The 16,056-nt window shown below is 75.2% G+C and carries 10 protein-coding genes and 1 pseudogene; 7 read left to right on the forward strand and 4 right to left on the reverse strand.

The features are described from left to right. Positions 1-32 precede the first annotated feature (32 nt). From QUE40_RS03865 to QUE40_RS03875, 3 genes are read left to right on the forward strand one after another with little or no spacing between them, the layout of a single operon-like run. On the forward strand, positions 33-2,402 hold the full coding sequence (locus QUE40_RS03865) for an ATP-dependent helicase (protein WP_289233004.1): 2,370 nt from the start codon (positions 33-35) through the stop codon (positions 2,400-2,402). Next, positions 2,399-3,235: a RecB family exonuclease gene (locus tag QUE40_RS03870; RefSeq protein WP_289232374.1), complete on the forward strand. Its 837-nt coding sequence runs from the start codon at positions 2,399-2,401 to the stop codon at positions 3,233-3,235. The genes QUE40_RS03865 and QUE40_RS03870 overlap by 4 nt, the downstream gene beginning before the upstream one ends. After that, complete coding sequence (locus QUE40_RS03875; protein WP_289232375.1) at positions 3,232-6,591, forward strand: ATP-dependent helicase; 3,360 nt, start codon at positions 3,232-3,234, stop codon at positions 6,589-6,591. The genes QUE40_RS03870 and QUE40_RS03875 overlap by 4 nt, the downstream gene beginning before the upstream one ends. 346 nt (positions 6,592-6,937) lie before the next feature. Here QUE40_RS03875 and QUE40_RS03880 read toward each other — a convergent pair whose 3' ends face one another. After that, a complete protein-coding gene (locus QUE40_RS03880) occupies positions 6,938-8,239 on the reverse strand; it encodes a phosphotransferase (RefSeq protein WP_289232376.1) in 1,302 nt (433 codons plus the stop codon). Positions 8,240-8,281: 42 nt separating this feature from the next. On the opposite strand from QUE40_RS03880, the gene nudC reads away from it, so the two are divergent. The 4 genes and pseudogenes from nudC to QUE40_RS03900 all read left to right on the forward strand — a co-directional run bounded on the left by nudC (position 8,282) and on the right by QUE40_RS03900 (position 12,254). Next, positions 8,282-9,220 carry an NAD(+) diphosphatase gene (nudC, locus tag QUE40_RS03885; protein ID WP_236022229.1) on the forward strand — a complete coding sequence of 313 codons (939 nt, stop codon included), beginning with the start codon at positions 8,282-8,284 and terminating at the stop codon, positions 9,218-9,220. 58 nt (positions 9,221-9,278) lie between these two features. Continuing rightward, positions 9,279-11,389: pseudogene (locus QUE40_RS03890) on the forward strand (ATP-dependent DNA helicase UvrD2). Between the two features lie 140 nt (positions 11,390-11,529). Continuing rightward, positions 11,530-11,820, forward strand: coding sequence for a hypothetical protein (locus QUE40_RS03895; RefSeq protein WP_142004496.1), 291 nt, complete (start codon positions 11,530-11,532; stop codon positions 11,818-11,820). A 146-nt stretch (positions 11,821-11,966) separates the two neighbouring features. Next, entirely contained in the window at positions 11,967-12,254 is a 288-nt protein-coding gene (locus tag QUE40_RS03900) for a WhiB family transcriptional regulator (RefSeq protein ID WP_142007378.1), read from the forward strand. A 302-nt stretch (positions 12,255-12,556) separates the two neighbouring features. Here the strand turns inward: QUE40_RS03900 and QUE40_RS03905 are convergent, their stop codons facing one another. Genes QUE40_RS03905 through QUE40_RS03915 form a run of 3 tightly spaced genes read right to left on the reverse strand, consistent with a single transcriptional unit; the run spans position 12,557 to position 15,882 of the window. Next, entirely contained in the window at positions 12,557-13,801 is a 1,245-nt protein-coding gene (locus QUE40_RS03905) for an APC family permease (RefSeq protein WP_289232377.1), read from the reverse strand. Between the two features lie 18 nt (positions 13,802-13,819). After that, positions 13,820-15,142, reverse strand: a complete 1,323-nt coding sequence (locus tag QUE40_RS03910) for an ABC1 kinase family protein (RefSeq protein ID WP_289232378.1) — start codon at positions 15,140-15,142, stop codon at positions 13,820-13,822. Then, the gene (locus tag QUE40_RS03915; RefSeq protein WP_289232379.1) at positions 15,139-15,882 is read right to left on the reverse strand and encodes a hypothetical protein; all 744 of its coding nucleotides are present in this window, start codon (positions 15,880-15,882) and stop codon (positions 15,139-15,141) included. Before QUE40_RS03915 ends, QUE40_RS03910 begins: the two co-directional genes overlap by 4 nt. Between the last annotated feature and the right edge of the window lie 174 nt (positions 15,883-16,056).

Consider the following 16,056-nt stretch of genomic DNA (forward strand, 5'->3'; position numbering starts at 1 on the left):
GTGCTGCGTGATGGGATGGCGCCGTGCTGAGGATGCGTCGCGCGGCCGAGCTCGGAGCCGCCCCACCGCTGCTGGACGAGGTCCAGCAGCGCGCCGTCGACGCCACCGACCCGGTGCTGCTGGTGCGGGGCGCGCCGGGCACGGGCAAGTCGCTCGTGGCGGTCGAGATGGTGGCCGCCGCGGTGGCGCGCGGGGTGGCCCCCGAGCACTGCCTGGTGCTGTCGCCGACGCGGCAGGCCGCCGCCGCGCTGCGCGACCGGGTCACCGCGCGGCTGGCCGGCACGACCAGCGAGCCGCTGTCGCGCTCGCACCAGGCGCTGGGCTTCGGGCTGCTGCGCCAGGCGGCAGCGCTGCGCGGCGACCCGACGCCGCGGCTGCTCAGCGGCCCCGAGCAGGACGTCGTGCTGCGCGAGCTGCTGGCGGGTTATGCCGCAGGTGACGCCCCGTCTCCACCGTGGCCGGTCGACCTGCGAGAAGCCTTGGGCACCAGGGGTTTTCGGGCCGAGCTGCGTGATCTGCTGATGCGCGCGGTCGAGTGGGGGCTCGACGCGCCGCGGCTGCGCGAGCTGGGCGAGCAGCTCGACCGTCCGGCCTGGGTGGCGGCCGCCCAGGTGCTCGCCGACTACGACGGCGTGACGGCGCTGAGCCGGCCGGGGGCGTACGACCCGGCGTGGATCCTGGGCGCCGCCGCCGAGCTGCTGCAGGACGACCCCGAGGCCCTCGCCCGGGCGCGCGACACGATCCGGTTCGTCGTGGTCGACGAGGCGCACGAGCTGACCTTCGCGGCGGCGCGGTTGCTGCGCACGCTCGTCGGGCCGCAGACGCAGGTGCGGCTGCTGGCCGACCCCGACAGCACCGTGCAGGGTTTCCGCGGGGCCGACCCGCGGCTGGCCGGGCAGCTCGCGAGCGAGTGGGGTGCGGGTGAGCCGTTCGTGCTCACCCACTCCCACCGGCAGCCCGCCGAGCTGCGCGCGGCCGCCGAGCAGGTCAGCACGCGCATCGGCGCGGTCGGGGGCGCAGCGCACCGCGAGCTGAGCACGCGGCCGGGCGGCCGGGTCGAGGTGGCGCTGCTGCGCGCGGTGGCGCAGGAGGCCCAGTTCGTCGCCGGCGTGCTGCGCCGCGCGCACCTGCTCGGCGGCGTGGCCTGGTCCGACCTGGCGGTGGTCGTGCGCGGCCGGGGCCGCACGGCTCCGCTGCGCCGGGCGCTGGCCGCCGCGGGCGTGCCGGTGGCCACGCCACCCGCGAGCGTCCCGCTGCGCGACGAGCCTGCGGTGCGCCCGCTGCTGATGTGCCTCGACGTCGCCATCGACCTCGCGCTCGGCTCGGGCGAGCGAGCCGCGGGCGACGACGCCTCGGTCGCGGGCGACGATGCCGACCGGGCGAGCCTGCGCGCCGGGGCGGAGGAGGAGCCGCGAGCGATCAGCGCGGAGCTGGCGGTCGACCTGCTGACGTCGCCGCTGGGCGGTGCCGACGCGGTGACGCTGCGGCGGTTGCGGCGCGAGCTGCGCCGGGCCGAGATCGAGGCCGGGGGCGAGCGCAACAGCGACGAGCTGCTGTCGGCCGCGGTGGTCGACGACCCCGACCGGTTGCGCCTGCTCGGCCCCGAGGCGAGCGCGGTGCGCCGGGTGGCGACGGTCGTACGTGCTGGCCGCGAGGCCTATGCGCAGCCCGGGGCGACCGCCGAGACCGTGCTCTGGGCGATGTGGCAGGCCAGTGGTCTGGCCGAGCCGTGGGAGCAGCGGGCGCTGGCCGGTGGGGTGTCGGGGGAGCGGGCCGACCGCGACCTCGACGCGGTGGTGGCGCTGTTCGGTGCGGCGGCGGCCTACGTCGACCGGTTGCCCGCCCACGGCGTGCGCGACTTCCTCGAGCACCTGCGCAGCCAGGACGTGCCGGGCGACAGCCTGGTGGCGCGCGCGCCCGACGACGAGCAGGTGGCGCTCGTGACCCCGGCCGCGGCGGCCGGCCGCGAGTGGCACACGGTGGTGGTCGCCGGCGTGCAGGACGGCGTGTGGCCCGACCTGCGGCTGCGCGGCTCGCTGCTCGGCTCCGAGCAGCTCGTCGACGTGCTGACCGGGCGCGGCTCGACCTACCGCGAGGCGCAGGCCGCGGTGCGTCACGACGAGACCCGGCAGTTCCTGGTCGCGCTCACCCGCGCGCGCGAGCGCGTGGTGGTGACGGCCGTGCGCTCCGAGGACGAGCAGCCGTCGGTCTATCTCGACATCGTGGATCCCCTTGATCAGCAAGCGGATTCAGACGACCACCTGGAGCTGCTGCGCCCGTTCACCGACGTGCCCCGGCCGATGACCCTGCCGGCGGCCGTCGCCGACCTGCGCCGTTCGCTGACGAGCCCCGAGACGACCCCGAGCAGCGCGAGCGTGCCGCCCGCGACCTGGCCCGGATGAGCCGTGAGGGGATCGCCGGGGCCGACCCCGACTCGTGGTGGGCGCTCACCGAGCTCACCGACGACCGGCCGCTGCGCCGGCCCGACCAGCGGGTGCGCATCAGCCCTTCCAAGCTCGACGCGTTCAGCACGTGCGGGCTCAACTGGTTGCTCACGACGCGCGGCGGCGAGGGCCCCGACGTCGGTGCCGCGGGCGAGGGCACGCTCATCCACGAGATCGCCGCCGAGCTCGGCGACACCGACCCCGACGCGATGCACGACGCGCTCGACGAGCGGTGGGTGCGGCTCGGGCTCGGCGACACCTGGATGTCCGAGCGCAAGCGCGCCCAGGCCCACCAGATGATCGACAAGCTGCGCGCCTACCTCGACGAGGCCAAGGCGGCCGGGTGGGAGCCGGTGGGGGTCGAGCGCGCGTTCCGGCTCGACCGCGGCCGGGCCCGGCTCGGCGGCGAGGTCGACCGACTCGAGCAGCACGGCGAGCAGGGCCTGCGGGTGATCGACTACAAGACCAGCTCCACCCCGGTGCCCAAGAACGACCTGCCGGAGCACCCGCAGCTCGGCGCCTACCAGGTGGCCGTGCTGGGTGGCGCCTTCGCCGAGGGTGACACCAGCGCCGGCGCGGCCCTGGTGCAGCTGCGCGCGAACAAGAAGTTCGCGGTCCAGCCGCAGCCGCCGCTCGAGGGCGAGGAGACCTGGGCGCACGAGCTGGTCGACGAGGCGGCCGAGGGGATGGCCGGGGCGACGGTGCTCGCCAAGATCGGGGAGCGGTGCCGCATGTGCCCGGTGAAGCGCTGCTGCCCCTTGCAGCCCGAGGGAGGGGTGGTGTCGGAGTGAGCGCAGCAGTCGCCGACCAGGCGCCGGTCGAGGTGCGCCACGACGCCGACGCGATCGCCGACGCCCTCGGCCAGCACCGGCCGACCCCCGAGCAGCGGGCGGTGATCGAGGCGCCGCTCGCGCCGCTGCTCGTCGTGGCGGGGGCCGGGTCGGGCAAGACCGAGACCATGTCGGCCCGGGTCGTGTGGCTGGTGGCCAACGAGCTGGTGCGACCCGAGGAGGTGCTCGGTCTCACCTTCACCCGCAAGGCCGCCGGCGAGCTCGCCGAGCGGATCGGCCGGCGGCTGCGCCGGCTGGAGCGGGTGGGGCTGTGGACCCCGCACGTCGACGACGACGGCACCCCCGGGCTCGGCGACAGCCCGACGGTGTCCACCTATCACGCCTACGCCGGGCGCATCGTGCGCGAGCACGGGCTGCGGCTCGGGGTCGAGCCCGACTCGCGCATGCTGTCCGAGGCGGCTTCCTGGCAGCTGGCGCACGCGGTGGTGACGGCGTACGACGGTCCCGTCGACGCGCTCGAGCGCACCGAGCGCACGATCACCGCCGACGTCGTCGACCTCGCGGGTCAGCTCGCCGAGCACCTGCGCACGCCGGAGGAGCTGCTGGCGCACGACCTGCGCCTGGTCGAGGCGATCGACGCGCTGCCGTTCGGAGCGGGTCTGCGCTCGCTGGGCGAAGACGTCAAGAAGCTGCGCGACACCGCGCTGTCGCGCACCCAGGTCGTGCCGATGCTGCAGCGCTACGCCGAGCTCAAGCGCGAGCGGTCGGCACTCGACTTCGCCGACCAGATGAGCGTCGCCGCCCGCCTGGCGCAGGCGTTCCCCGTCGTCGGGCAGCGCGAGCGGCAGCAGTTCCGGGCGGTGCTGCTCGACGAGTTCCAGGACACCAGCGAGGCCCAGCTGGTGCTGCTGGAGTCGCTGTTCGCCGCCGAGGGCGAGCGGGTGCCGGTGACCGCGGTGGGCGACCCGCACCAGTCGATCTACGGCTGGCGGGGCGCCAGCGCGACCACGCTGGCGGCCTTCCGCGACCGGTTCCGCGACGCCGACGGGCCGGCCCGCGTGGTGCCGCTGTCGACGAGCTGGCGCAACGACGCGGCGGTGCTCGACGCGGCCAACCACGCGGCCGGCCCGTTGCGCGACGCCAGCCTGGTCCCGGTCACGACCCTGCGACCGCGGCCCGGTGCCGGGGTGGGCGCGGTGCTGGCCGAGCGGCACCTCACGGCCGCCGACGAGGCCCGGGCCGTGGCCGCGTGGGTGCGCGGGCGCTGGTTCGACGACGAGGGGCACCGCACCGGGGCGACCGCCGCGGTGCTGTGCCGCAAGCGCTCGCAGTTCCCGGCGGTTGCCGAGGCGCTGAGCGCGGCCGGCCTCCCCGTCGAGGTCGTCGGCATCGGTGGTCTGCTCACCACCCCCGAGGTCAACGACCTGGTGAGCCTGCTGTGGGTGGTCCAGGACCCCTCGCGCGGCGACCGGTTGATGCGGCTGCTGGTGGGTCCGGCGGTGCGCCTCGGCCCCGCCGACCTCGACGGGCTGGCCGCGTGGTCGCGCGAGCTGCTGCGGCGCGGCGCGCCCGAGACGTCCGGCCGCCAGGTCGACATCGCCGGTGACAGCCGCGAGCAGGCGTCGCTGGCCGAAGCCGTCGACGAGCTGCCCGACGCCGACTGGCGCGGGCCCGACGACGAGCGGGTGAGCGAGGCCGCGCTGCGCAGGCTGCGCCGGTTGCGCAGCGTGATCCGCCGCATGCGCTCGCTGACCGGGCTGCCGCTCACCGAGCTGGTGCACGAGGGCGAGCAGGCGCTCGGGCTCGACATCGAGGTGCTCGCCCGCCCCGAGCACACCCCGGCCACCGCGCGCGTCCACCTCGACGCGTTCGCCGACGTCAGTGCCGGCTTCGCCGCCTCGGCCGACCGGCCCACGCTGGGCGGTCTCCTGGAGTGGCTCGACGCTGCCGAGAGCGAGGAGCGCGGCCTCGATCAGGGCTACCTCGAGGTCGAGCACGACGCCGTGCAGGTGCTCACCGTCCACGCGGCCAAGGGCCTGGAGTGGGACGCCGTCGCGGTCCCCGGGCTCAGCGAGGCGGTCTTCCCCGCGCACAACGGCGGATCGCAGTGGTGCGCCGACCCGCCGGGGTGGCGGATCAGCAGCCAGGGCAGCCCCGGCCAGCCGGCCTCCTGGGCGCTCAACGACAAGGCGTGGGTCAGCGGGGTGAGCGAGCTGCCGTACGCCCTGCGCGGCGACCGCGAGGGCCTGCCGGTGCTGGAGTGGTCCACCGCCCCCGACGTGAAGGAGCTGCGCGGGCGGATCAGCGCCTTCTTCGCCGAGGGCGGGCAGTGGGCGATCGCCGAGGAGCGGCGACTGGCGTACGTCGCGCTCACCCGGGCGCGCTCCGCGCTGCTGCTCACCGCGCCGGTCTGGGACACCACCACGAGCCCGCGGGTGACCTCACGCTTCCTCACCGAGCTGGTCGACGCCGGGCTCGTCGAGCGCGGGACCTGGGTCGAGCCGCCGGTCGTCGAGGACGGGGTCAAGCCCGAGAACCCCACCCTCGCCGAGCTGCCCACCGCCGTGTGGCCGCACGACCCGCTCGGGCGGCGGCGCGAGCAGCTGGCCGACGGCGCCGACGCCGTGCGGGCGGCGCTCGAGACGGTCCCCGACCAGGGCGCGCTGCCGCTCGACGAGCACGACGACGAGATCTTCGTGCTGCTCGCGGAGCGGGCCCAGCAGCAGGCGCCGCGCGACCCGGTCGTCACGGTGCCGCGGCACCTGTCGGCGTCAGCAGTGGTCGGGCTGGCCTCGGACCCGGTCGCCTTCGCCCGGCAGCTGCGGCGCCCGATGCCGACGCCGCCGGCGATCGCGGCCCGGCGGGGCACGGCGTTCCACGCGTGGGTCGAGCAGCACTTCGCGCAGGCCGCGCTCGTCGACATCACCGAGCTGCCCGGCGCCGCCGACGACGACCCGGCGCCCGACGAGCAGCTGCCCGCGATGAAGCAGCACTTCCTCGACTCGGAGTGGGCGGGGCAGCAGCCGCTGGAGCTCGAGGTCGCGGTCGAGACCGTGATCGACGGCATTGCCGTTCGCGGTCGCATCGACGCGGTTTTCCCCGACCGCGAGATCGACGACGCGACAACGGGTTTCGTCATCGTCGACTGGAAGACCGGGCGCGCCCCGAGCGGTGCCGACGCCCGCATCCGCACGCTGCAGCTCGCGGCCTACCGGGTGGCCTACGCCCGGCTGCGCGACGTGCCGGTCGACCGGGTCCGTGCGGCGTTCTTCTACGCCGCCGACGGCGTCACCGTGTGGCCCGACCTGCCGGACGAGAGCGACCTGGTGGAGCTGCTGCGCACCATCCCCGGCTGACCGCGGCGCACGCCACGCGCGAGGTGCGGCGCGGCCGCACGCCTTGGCGGTGGTCCGCCGGGGGTGCGGTGGGGCGCACGGTTCGGCGGTGGTCCGGCAGGGCGTACGGCGGTCACGCCTTGGCGGTGGTCCGTCACCAGGTGCGGTGGGGCGCACGGTGCGGCGGTGGTCCGGCAGGGCGTACGGCGGTCAGGCCATGGCGGTGGTCCGTCACCAGGTGCGGTGGGGCGCACGGTGCGGCGGTGGTCCGGCAGGGCGTACGACGGTCACGCCTTGGCGGTGGTCCGCCGGGGGTGCGGTGGGGCGCACGGTGCGGCGGTGGTCCGGCAGGGCGTGCCCGCACGGGTCAGCGGTGGTCCGCCGCCTGGGGGCCGTCGGTGCCCGTGCCGGTCCCGCCACCGGTGCTGGCGTCGTCCCGGTTGTCGTCCGTGGCGACGTCCTCGTCCCCAACCACGTCATCGTCGCCGTGGCCGACCGACGTGACGTCGTCCGCGGACGCGTCCGACTGCTTCGCCTCCACGGACTCCTGGTCGCCCGTGTCATCCGCGGCGACCGTGCCACCCTCGTCACCCTCCTCGGACGCAGCCGCGGGTCGCCCGTCGGGTCCGGCGACCGGGATCTCCAGCGTCTCCTCGTCGTCGGTCGACGGGTGCTCGTCGACCGACTCGATGTCGTCGGGGTCGACCTCCTCGGACACCGCGGCCGGGGCGGGGCGGCGGCCGGGCGGGGGCGGGGTGAGGCTGTCGTCGAGCGCGGTCTGCTCGTCGAGGCGGCGCAGCGCCCGGGTGCAGCGCGCCACCAGGTGCTCGTCGCCGACGGCCCGGGCGTCCATCAGGTCGGCCATCAGCCGCAGCTCGGCCGCGAGGCGGATGCGCCGCTCGAGGTGCTGGTCGGGCCGCTCGCGGCGCGCCTGGGCGTAGGACTCCACGACGGTGTCGAACGCGTCGGGTGCGGCACCGAGGAACAGCAGCGCGAAGTCGGCGGCCGGGTCGCTCACCGCCGCCGACTGCCACCCGTCCAGCGCCGTCACCTGCTCACCGTCGACCAGCACGTCGGTCTCGTCGAGCGTGCCGTGCGTCGGGACCGTGGGGAAGTGCCACAGCGTGACGCCCTCCATCGCGCGCTCCCACCGGGCCAGCAGACCGGTCGGCACATGACCCGTCGCGGCGGCTCGGTCGAGGTCGCCGAGCCGGCGCGCGCGCACGGCCTCGGCGTCGTACGTCGGCAGCCCCGCCTCGTCGTAGACGGCCGGGTCGAGGTCGTGCAGCTGCGCGATCACGGTGCCGAGCGAGCGGGCCAGCGGCGAACGGGCCTGCAGGTCGCGGAAGGACACCGCCTGGCCGGGCAGCTGCGGATAGACCGCGACGATGCTGTCGTCGGACGTGCGCGCCACCCCGGCCACCTCGGGCAGCGCGACCTCGAGCCGGGGGCGCAGCAGCCGGGCCAGCGCGCTGCTGCTGTCGACGGCCGCCCCGGCGGCGGTCGTCAGCGAGGCGCGCACCGTCCAGCGCTTGCCGTCCTCACCGGTGACGTCGACGCACTGGTAGGGCGCGCCGCTGCGCACCGGCTGCCCCTCCACCTCGATGGGGCGCAGTCCGGGGACCGCGGCGTCGGCGAGGGCAGCGAGCACGAGTGGTCGACGAAGCACGCCCCCAACGGTACGTGCCGGACGGGGCCTAGCCTGGGAGCCGTGGCCGGGAGCACGGAGACCTTGTTGGAGCTGAGCCTGTCGCGATCCGCGCTCGACCGCGCCGCGATCCTGCGACGCGACCCCGAAGCCGTCCCGCGGGCCCTCGCCGACCCGCGCACCAAGGTGCTCGACCTGTTCGGCGACCGCGCGCCGTACGCCGGCACCGCCGACGCGCCGCGGCTCGTCTATCGAGCCGGTGACCCGAGCGACGCCGACGGCCTGGTCCTGCTCCTCGGGCGCGACCGCGACGGAGCGACCGTGCTGGCCGTCGTGCACCCGCCCGAGGACGACGGCGGGCAGCAGCGCGGCAACCTGCGCAAGCTCGCCGTGGCCCTCGACGACCACGACGTCGACGTGTTCGCCAGCGCGCAGGGACTCGCGAACTGGCATGCGGGACAAGGGTTCTGCCCCGCCTGCGGCGCGCCCACCGAGCCCTCCGAGAGCGGCTGGACGCGCGTGTGCACCCGCGAGGGGCGCAACCAGTTCCCGCGCACCGACCCGGCCGTGATCATGGCGGTCGTCGACGCCGACGACCGGCTGCTGCTGGCCCGCGGACCCCAGTGGCCGCAGGGGCGGCTGTCGGTGCTCGCGGGTTTCGTCGAGCCCGGGGAGTCGCTCGAGGCAGCCGTCGCGCGCGAGGTGCTCGAGGAGGTCGGGCTGGTCGTCACCGGCGCGACCTACCGCGGCAACCAGCCCTGGCCGTTCCCCGCCTCGCTCATGGTCGGGTTCACCGCCCGGGCGCAGGGCAGCGAGCTGCACCCCGACGCCGACGAGATCGTCGAGGCACGCTGGCTGACCCGCGCCGAGGTCGCCGAGGAGGTGGCCGCCGGGACGCTCGGCCTTCCCGGCCGGCTGTCCATCGCGCGGCTGCTCATCGAGGACTGGTTCGGCGGTCCGATCGACGAGCCGCACCCGTTCGACGACCCGCGCAGCCGGTGACCGCGGCGCGGTCCGCACCCGGCCGGCGCTGTCGTACGTCTCTGCGAGACTGGCGGGGATGAACGCCGACGAGGTTCTCGAGGGCCTGGACCCCGAGCAGCGCGCGGTCGCTGCCACCCCGCTCGGCCCGATGGTCGTGCTGGCCGGTGCCGGCACCGGCAAGACCCGCGCGATCACCCACCGCATCGCCTACGGCGTGCACAGCGCCGCCTACCAGCCGCAGCGCGTGCTGGCCGTGACGTTCACCGCCCGCGCCGCCGGCGAGATGCGCACCCGGCTGCGCTCGCTCGGGGTCCCGCAGGTGCAGGCCCGCACCTTCCACGCCGCGGCCCTGCGCCAGCTGCACTACTTCTGGCCGCGGGCGATCGGCGGGGCCGCGCCCGAGGTGCTGCCGCACAAGGCGCCGGTGGTCGGGGAGGCGGCGTCGCGGCTGCGGCTGCAGCTCGACCGGGTCGTCATGCGCGACCTCGCCTCCGAGATCGAGTGGTCGAAGGTGTCGATGCTGACCTCCGAGACCTACCCCGCGGCGGCCCGTCGCGCCGGCCGCAGCCCGGCCGAGCTCGACCCGACGGCGATGGCCCGGCTCATCGAGCTCTACGAGGAGGTCAAGACCGAGCGCGGCGTCATCGACTTCGAGGACGTGCTGCTGCTGATGGTCGGGATCCTCGCCGAGCACCCCGAGATCGCGCGCGAGGTCCGCGCGCAGTACCGCCACTTCGTCGTGGACGAGTACCAGGACGTCAACACGCTGCAGCAGCACCTGCTCGACCAGTGGGTGGGGGAGCGCGACGACCTGTGCGTCGTCGGCGACCCGGCGCAGACGATCTACTCCTTCACCGGGGCCTCGCCGCGCCACCTGCTCGACTTCGGCCAGCGGCACCCGTCGGCGCAGCAGGTGCGCCTGGTGCGCAACTACCGCTCCACCCCGCAGGTCATCGGCCTGGCCAACCTGGTGCTGGCCGGCTCGGGACGTGACGCGGTGCAGCTGCAGGCGCAGCGCGCGGGCGGCCCGGCGCCCGAGCTGACCGCCTACCCCGACGACCAGGCCGAGGCGCGCGGCGTCGCCTCCGAGCTGCGTCGGCTCGTCGACACGGGCGAGAGCCCCGCCGAGATGGCGATCCTGTTCCGCACCAACGGCCAGTCCGAGGCGCTCGAGGCCGCGCTCACCGAGCTCGAGGTGCCCTACCTCGTGCGCGGGGGCGAGCGGTTCTTCAACCGCGCCGAGGTGCGCAACGCCGTGCTGCTGCTGCGCGCCGCCGCCCGCAGCGACGACGGCAGCACCCCGCTCGGCGACCTGGTGCGCGACGTCATCACCGGGGCCGGTTGGTCGGTCGAGCCCCCGGCGGGCGGGGCCCAGCGCGAGCGGTGGGAGTCGCTCAACGCGCTCGCCACCCTGGCCGACGACTTCGCGGCAGCCGGCGAGGACGTACGCCTGCCGCACCTGGTCGCCGAGCTCGACCGGCGCGCGGGGAGCAGCACGCGCCGACCGTGCAGGGCGTCACGCTCGCCTCGCTGCACGCGGCCAAGGGTCTGGAGTGGGACACCGTCTTCGTCGTGGGCGCCTCCGACGGGTTGCTGCCGATCTCGATGGCCACCGGTCCGCAGGAGATCGAGGAGGAGCGGCGCCTGCTCTACGTCGGCATCACCCGGGCGCGCCGGCGGCTGGGGCTCTCCTTCGCCGCGGCCCGGTCTCCCGGTGGCCGCGCGACCCGCCGCCCGTCGCGGTTCCTCGACGGCGCGGCGAGCGTGCTGGGCGAGCAGGCGCGCTCGCGCCCCAAGGCCAAGCCGGTGCGCGAGCGGCGGGTGGCCCGGGCGTCCAAGTGCGCCGGCTGCGGCCGCGACCTGACCACTGCTGCCGAGCGCAAGGTGGGCCGGTGCGCCGACTGCCCACCGACGTACGACGTCGCGCAGTTCGAGGCGCTGAAGGCCTGGCGGCTGGCGGTGGCCAGGGCGACCAGCGTGCCTGCGTTCGTCGTGTTCACCGACGCGACGCTGACCGCGATCGCCGAGAAGCGCCCCGCCAGCGAGGCGCAGCTGCGGCAGATCGCGGGGGTCGGGACGACCAAGCTGGAGCGCTACGGCGCCGGCGTGCTGGCCGTGATGGCTGGAGGCGACCCCGAGCAGGAAGCCGAAAAGTGTTGTGCCGCAATGGGATCCGCGGACGACTGATCGGCCGTCTCACGATGTGGGACGTTAGACGGAAAATCAAGTTGCCGCGCGTTATCGGGCGGCCATAGCCTTTCGATCGTTCAGCCCACCGGCCTCGGCGGCCGGGTCGGGGACATCGAGACGAGAGGAGGGTTGGCCAGATGGACAACGCGATCACCATGACGAAGCAGCTGCCGCACGGCATCGCAGCGGCGTCCCTGCGTGCTGCCCAGCCGATCCTCCGTGATCTCCCGCTGGCGGCCCAGGGGACCCGTGTGTCCGCCTGCGGCGCCATCGGTGTCGCGCAGCGCGGCGGTGTCTTCATGGGCGGTTACGACGCCCTGATCGAGGGCTCCGTGCGTCCCAAGGGCGACGACGCCGCCTTCGTCAGCACCATCCCGACCTTTGCCGACCGTGTCGGCCGTTCCGCTCCCAGGAGAGCACCGGTCTAGCCAGACCGACCTCCTCCAGGCCGCGGAACCCGACACAGGGTCCGCGGCCTTTCTCGTGTCGCGGGGCCAGAGCAGAAAGCCAGCAGATGCCGACCAGCACGCCAGCCGCTCACCAGCACACGACCATGAAGGAGGAGGAGGAGACCATGCCGCTCACCGACCTGATCGACCAAGCGGTCGACGCCGTCGGCCTCGGCGCCGAGCTGCCCTGCCGGGTCAACGACCCGGAGCTGTGGTTCGCCGAGCGCCCCGAGGACGTCGAGTTCGCCAAGGCGCTGTGCGCCGCGTGCCCGCTCCAGCAGGCCTGCCTCGACGGCGCCAAGGACCGCCGCGAGCCCTGGGGAGTGTGGGGCGGTCAGCTCTTCCAGCAGGGCGTCGTCATCCCGCGCAAGCGGCCGCGTGGCCGCCCGCGCAAGCACCCGGTGGCCGCGTGACGTGCGCCGCCACCACTTCGCACCGAGACTTCAGGAGCACCACGATGTACCAGCTCATGCAGCAGCAGCTGGCGCAGCAACGCTGTCGCCAGCACGAACCAGTCGGCGTCCGACGGCGGTCACTCCAGGTGGCCCTGAGCGGTCGTCGCCAGGAGCGTCGTCGCCTCGAATCCTGAGCGATGACAACGAGTTCCGCACTACGGGCAGCGCCCCGGTCGTCCCCGGCCGGGGCGTTGTTCTGTCCGCCCGTCCCCGGGCTCTGCCCCGGCCTCCCGCCCTCGCCCCCGCCACTGGGGAGGGGTTCAGCGGCGCAGGAGCGAGCGGCCCAGTACGCCCAGCGCCAGCACGGCGCACCCGGCCAGCACCGAGGTGAGCGGCAGCGAGAACGCCAGCACCAGGCAGCCCAGCAGCCCGACCACCTGCACCGCGCGCGGCCAGCGGCGCTCCTCGGCCGGCTGCCGCCAGGCCGAGGCGTTGGCGACGGAGTAGTAGACCAGCACCCCGAACGAGGAGAAGCCGATCACCCCGCGCAGGTCGGTCGTGAGCACGAGCACCACGAGCACGGCGCCGATGACCAGCTGCGCGTGGTGCGGGACCCGGTGCTGCTCGTCGACCGCGGCGAACCAGCCCGGCAGGTCGCGCTCGCGGGCCATGGCGAGGGCCGTGCGGGAGACGCCCGCGAGCAGCGCGAGCAGCGCACCCAGCGCCGCGGCGGCGGCCCCGACGCGCACGACCGGGGTGGCCCAGCCGGCGCCGGCCGCGGCGACGGCCTCGGCCACCGGCGCGCTCACCCGGGGCAACCGGTCGCCGAGGAGAGCGACCAGGGTGGCGCCGACCGCGACGTACAGCACGATGGCGGTGGTGAGGGCGACGAGCACCGCGCGCCCGATCATCTCGGGGCGGCGCACCTCCTCGGCCAGCGTCGCGATACGGGCGTAGCCGGCGAACGCGAAGAAGAGCAGCCCGGCGGCCATCAGCACGCCGCGCAGATCGCCCGAGGGCAGCGGCGTCACCGCGGGGCGGCCACCCGCGAGTCCGGCCCACCCCACGACGAGCACCAGCACAAGCGTGACGAGCGACATGACCAGCAGCACCGAGGCGACGCGGGCCGTGCGGGTGACGCCGCGCAGGTTGGCGACGGTCAGCGCGACCACCGCGGCCACCGCCACGAGCCGAGCCCACCAACCTCCGGCGGGGACGGCGTACGACGCGAAGGTCAGGGCCATGGCGGCGCACGAGGCGGTCTTGCCGACCACGAACCCCCAGCCGGCGAGGAAGCCCAAGGTCGGGCCGAGCATGCGCCGGCCGAAGACGTACGCCCCGCCGCTGGTCGGGAAGGCGATGGCCAGCTGGGCGGTGCTGGTGGCGTTGCACAGCGCGACGAGCGCCGCGAGGGCGAGGGCGGCGAACAGCCACGAGCCGGCTTCCGCGGCGGCCGGGGCGAAGACGACGAAGACGCCGGCGCCGATCATGGCGCTCAGGCCGACGACGACGGCATCGGTGGTGGTGAGGCGGCGGGCGAGCTCCGGCTGGGGCGCAGCGGTCACGGCGCCAGCGTATGGGGGTCAGCCCACCTGCGGGAGGCGCGCCCCGGGGACGTACTCGTCGACGATCCCGCGCACCGGCACCGTGCCGCCGATCTGGCACAGCACCGCCAGCGCGCCCATCCACGCGCGGTGGATCAGCAGGTACTGCGGGGGCATGTTGAGCCGGAAGCCGACGGTGAACTCCGAGCTGCGTGGGTCGTTGAGGTAGGCGAAGATCCCGCGCAGCCAGTCGCGGGTGAAGTGGAAGGTGTCGCTGCGCAGCGGGTCGAGGAACGCCTCGAGGTACGTCAGCAGCGACTCGGCGTCGACGCTGATGCTGGAGCGCACGAAGCCTTCGTCGCGCAGCACCTCGAGCAGGTCCTCGGCGCGGTCGGCCAGCGCGAGCGTGAGCATGGCGCCGAGCGCGGGCGGCAGACCGTCGGGGAGGCGGCTGACCGCGCCCAGGTCGAGCACGCCCATCCGGCCGTCGGGGAGCATCCGGAAGTTGCCGGGGTGGGGGTCGGCGTGCAGCAGGCCGGTGCGCTGCGGCGCGCTGATGATGAACTCCAGGTAGCGCTCGGCCGCGGCGTCGCGCTCGTCGGGCGTGCCCTCGCGGATGATGTCGGCGAGCGGCCGGCCCTCGATCCACTCCGAGACGATGACCTGCTCGGAGACCTCGAGCACCTCGGGCACGCAGATGGCGGGGTCGCCGGCGTAGGCCTCGGCCATCTGGCCCTGGGAGTAGGCCTCGAGCTGGTAGTCCAGCTCCTCGGCCATCCGTCCGCGCAGCTCCTCCAGGACCGGCTGCAGGTCGAGCCCGGGCACCCATCCGGCGCTGACCCGCGCGACACGGGTGACCTGGGTGAGGTCGGACATGAGCGCCTCGGCTGCCCCGGGGTACTGCACCTTGACGGCGACCTCGCGCCCGTCGTGCCAGACCGCGCGGTGCACCTGGCCGATCGAGGCGGCCGCCGCCGGGACGTCGTCGAAGCGCTCGAACAGGTCACGCCAGTCGTCGCCGAGCTCGGCGGCCAGGACCGCGTGCACGGTGCGGGCCGGCAGCGGCGGCGCGGCCTCCTGCATCTTGGTGAGCGTCGCGCGGTAGGGCGCGGCCATGTCCTCGGGGATGGCCGACTCGAACATCGACAGCGTCTGCCCGAACTTCAGCGCTCCGCCCTTGAGCCCGCCCAGCACCTCGAAGACCTGCGCGGCGGTGCGCGCCTGCATCTCCCGGGAGACGGCCTCGGCGGGCTGGCCGCCGACCCGCTTGCCGAACCCGATCGCGGCGCGCCCGGCCATGCCGAGGGGGATCGTCGCGAGTCGCGCGGAGCGCGCGACGGCCTTGCGGGGCAGCTCGGTCATGGCGCCATTGTCACGCAGTCGCATCTCGGGTGCGGGACCCACTCGTGGTGTTGCACGACGGGATAGGGCAGTCGCGCGGTCAGCGACAGGCTCGGGGGCACCGGGATGCCGTGGGCCAGGCAGCGAACGAGCGTCGCGACCAGGCCGGTGACCAGGGCCGCGTGGGCGGGGTCGAGGTCGAGCTGGGCCGGGTCGCGCAGCCCGGTGTCGAGCCCGGCGAGCAGGTGGGCGCGGTGCGGGTCGCGGTCGAGCCGGTGCAACTCGAGGCAGCGCGCGCACAACGGCCCGCGCGTCGGCAGCAGCGGCCCGACGACCGCCTGGTCGCCGCGCACCAGCACCGGCAGCACCGGCACCCGTTGCTCGCGCCAGCCGGCGCAGGCGTCGAGGTCGAGGGCCTCGCAGGTGACGTCGACGACGAGCCCCACCGGTCGCCCGTCGTCGGCCGGCGTGCCGGGCAGGACGACGTCGAGGGCGTAGTGGCGCAGCACCTCGCCGATGCTCGCCGGCAGCGTGCCGCGCCCCTCGACGAGGATCCGCTCCAGCACGGGGCGCGACAGCGTCGCGCGCTCGGCCGCCCGGGCGAGATGGTCGAGCAGGTCGGCGATCGGCGCCGGGGTCGACGGTCGCTCGGCGACCGCGTGCAGCTCGAGCGAGGACGAAGCACCCAGCGCCAGCAACGCCCTCGCCGGGTCGGGCTCCACGTCGTCGACGATCAGCGGCGCCCGGCGCGGGAGGCGCACGAGGAGGAGTGCTCGCCGCGGCGGGTCGTGCGCAGGGGGACCACCGGCCGTGGGGTGTCGGTCACGGGTCCTCCTGCGGTCGGGCGGCTCTGGCGTCGGATGGCTCAGCCTGGCACTACCCACCGACAGGGCCCGGAAGTTGTCCACAGGCTCCCGTCGCCGCGGCATGCTGGT

This window comes from Barrientosiimonas endolithica (assembly GCF_030296655.1).
Taxonomy (GTDB): Bacteria; Actinomycetota; Actinomycetes; order Actinomycetales; family Dermatophilaceae; genus Barrientosiimonas; species Barrientosiimonas humi.

Excerpts from the sequence above, each read along its gene's own strand:
- QUE40_RS03870 (WP_289232374.1), top strand. The coding sequence starts at position 2,399 with ATGAGCCGTGAGGGGATCGCCGGGGCCGACCCCGACTCGTGGTGGGCG.
- QUE40_RS03910 (WP_289232378.1), bottom strand. The coding sequence starts at position 15,142 with ATGACCGAGCTGCCCCGCAAGGCCGTCGCGCGCTCCGCGCGACTCGCG.
- QUE40_RS03895 (WP_142004496.1), top strand. The coding sequence starts at position 11,530 with ATGGACAACGCGATCACCATGACGAAGCAGCTGCCGCACGGCATCGCA.
- QUE40_RS03900 (WP_142007378.1), top strand. The coding sequence starts at position 11,967 with ATGCCGCTCACCGACCTGATCGACCAAGCGGTCGACGCCGTCGGCCTC.
- QUE40_RS03865 (WP_289233004.1), top strand. The coding sequence starts at position 33 with ATGCGTCGCGCGGCCGAGCTCGGAGCCGCCCCACCGCTGCTGGACGAG.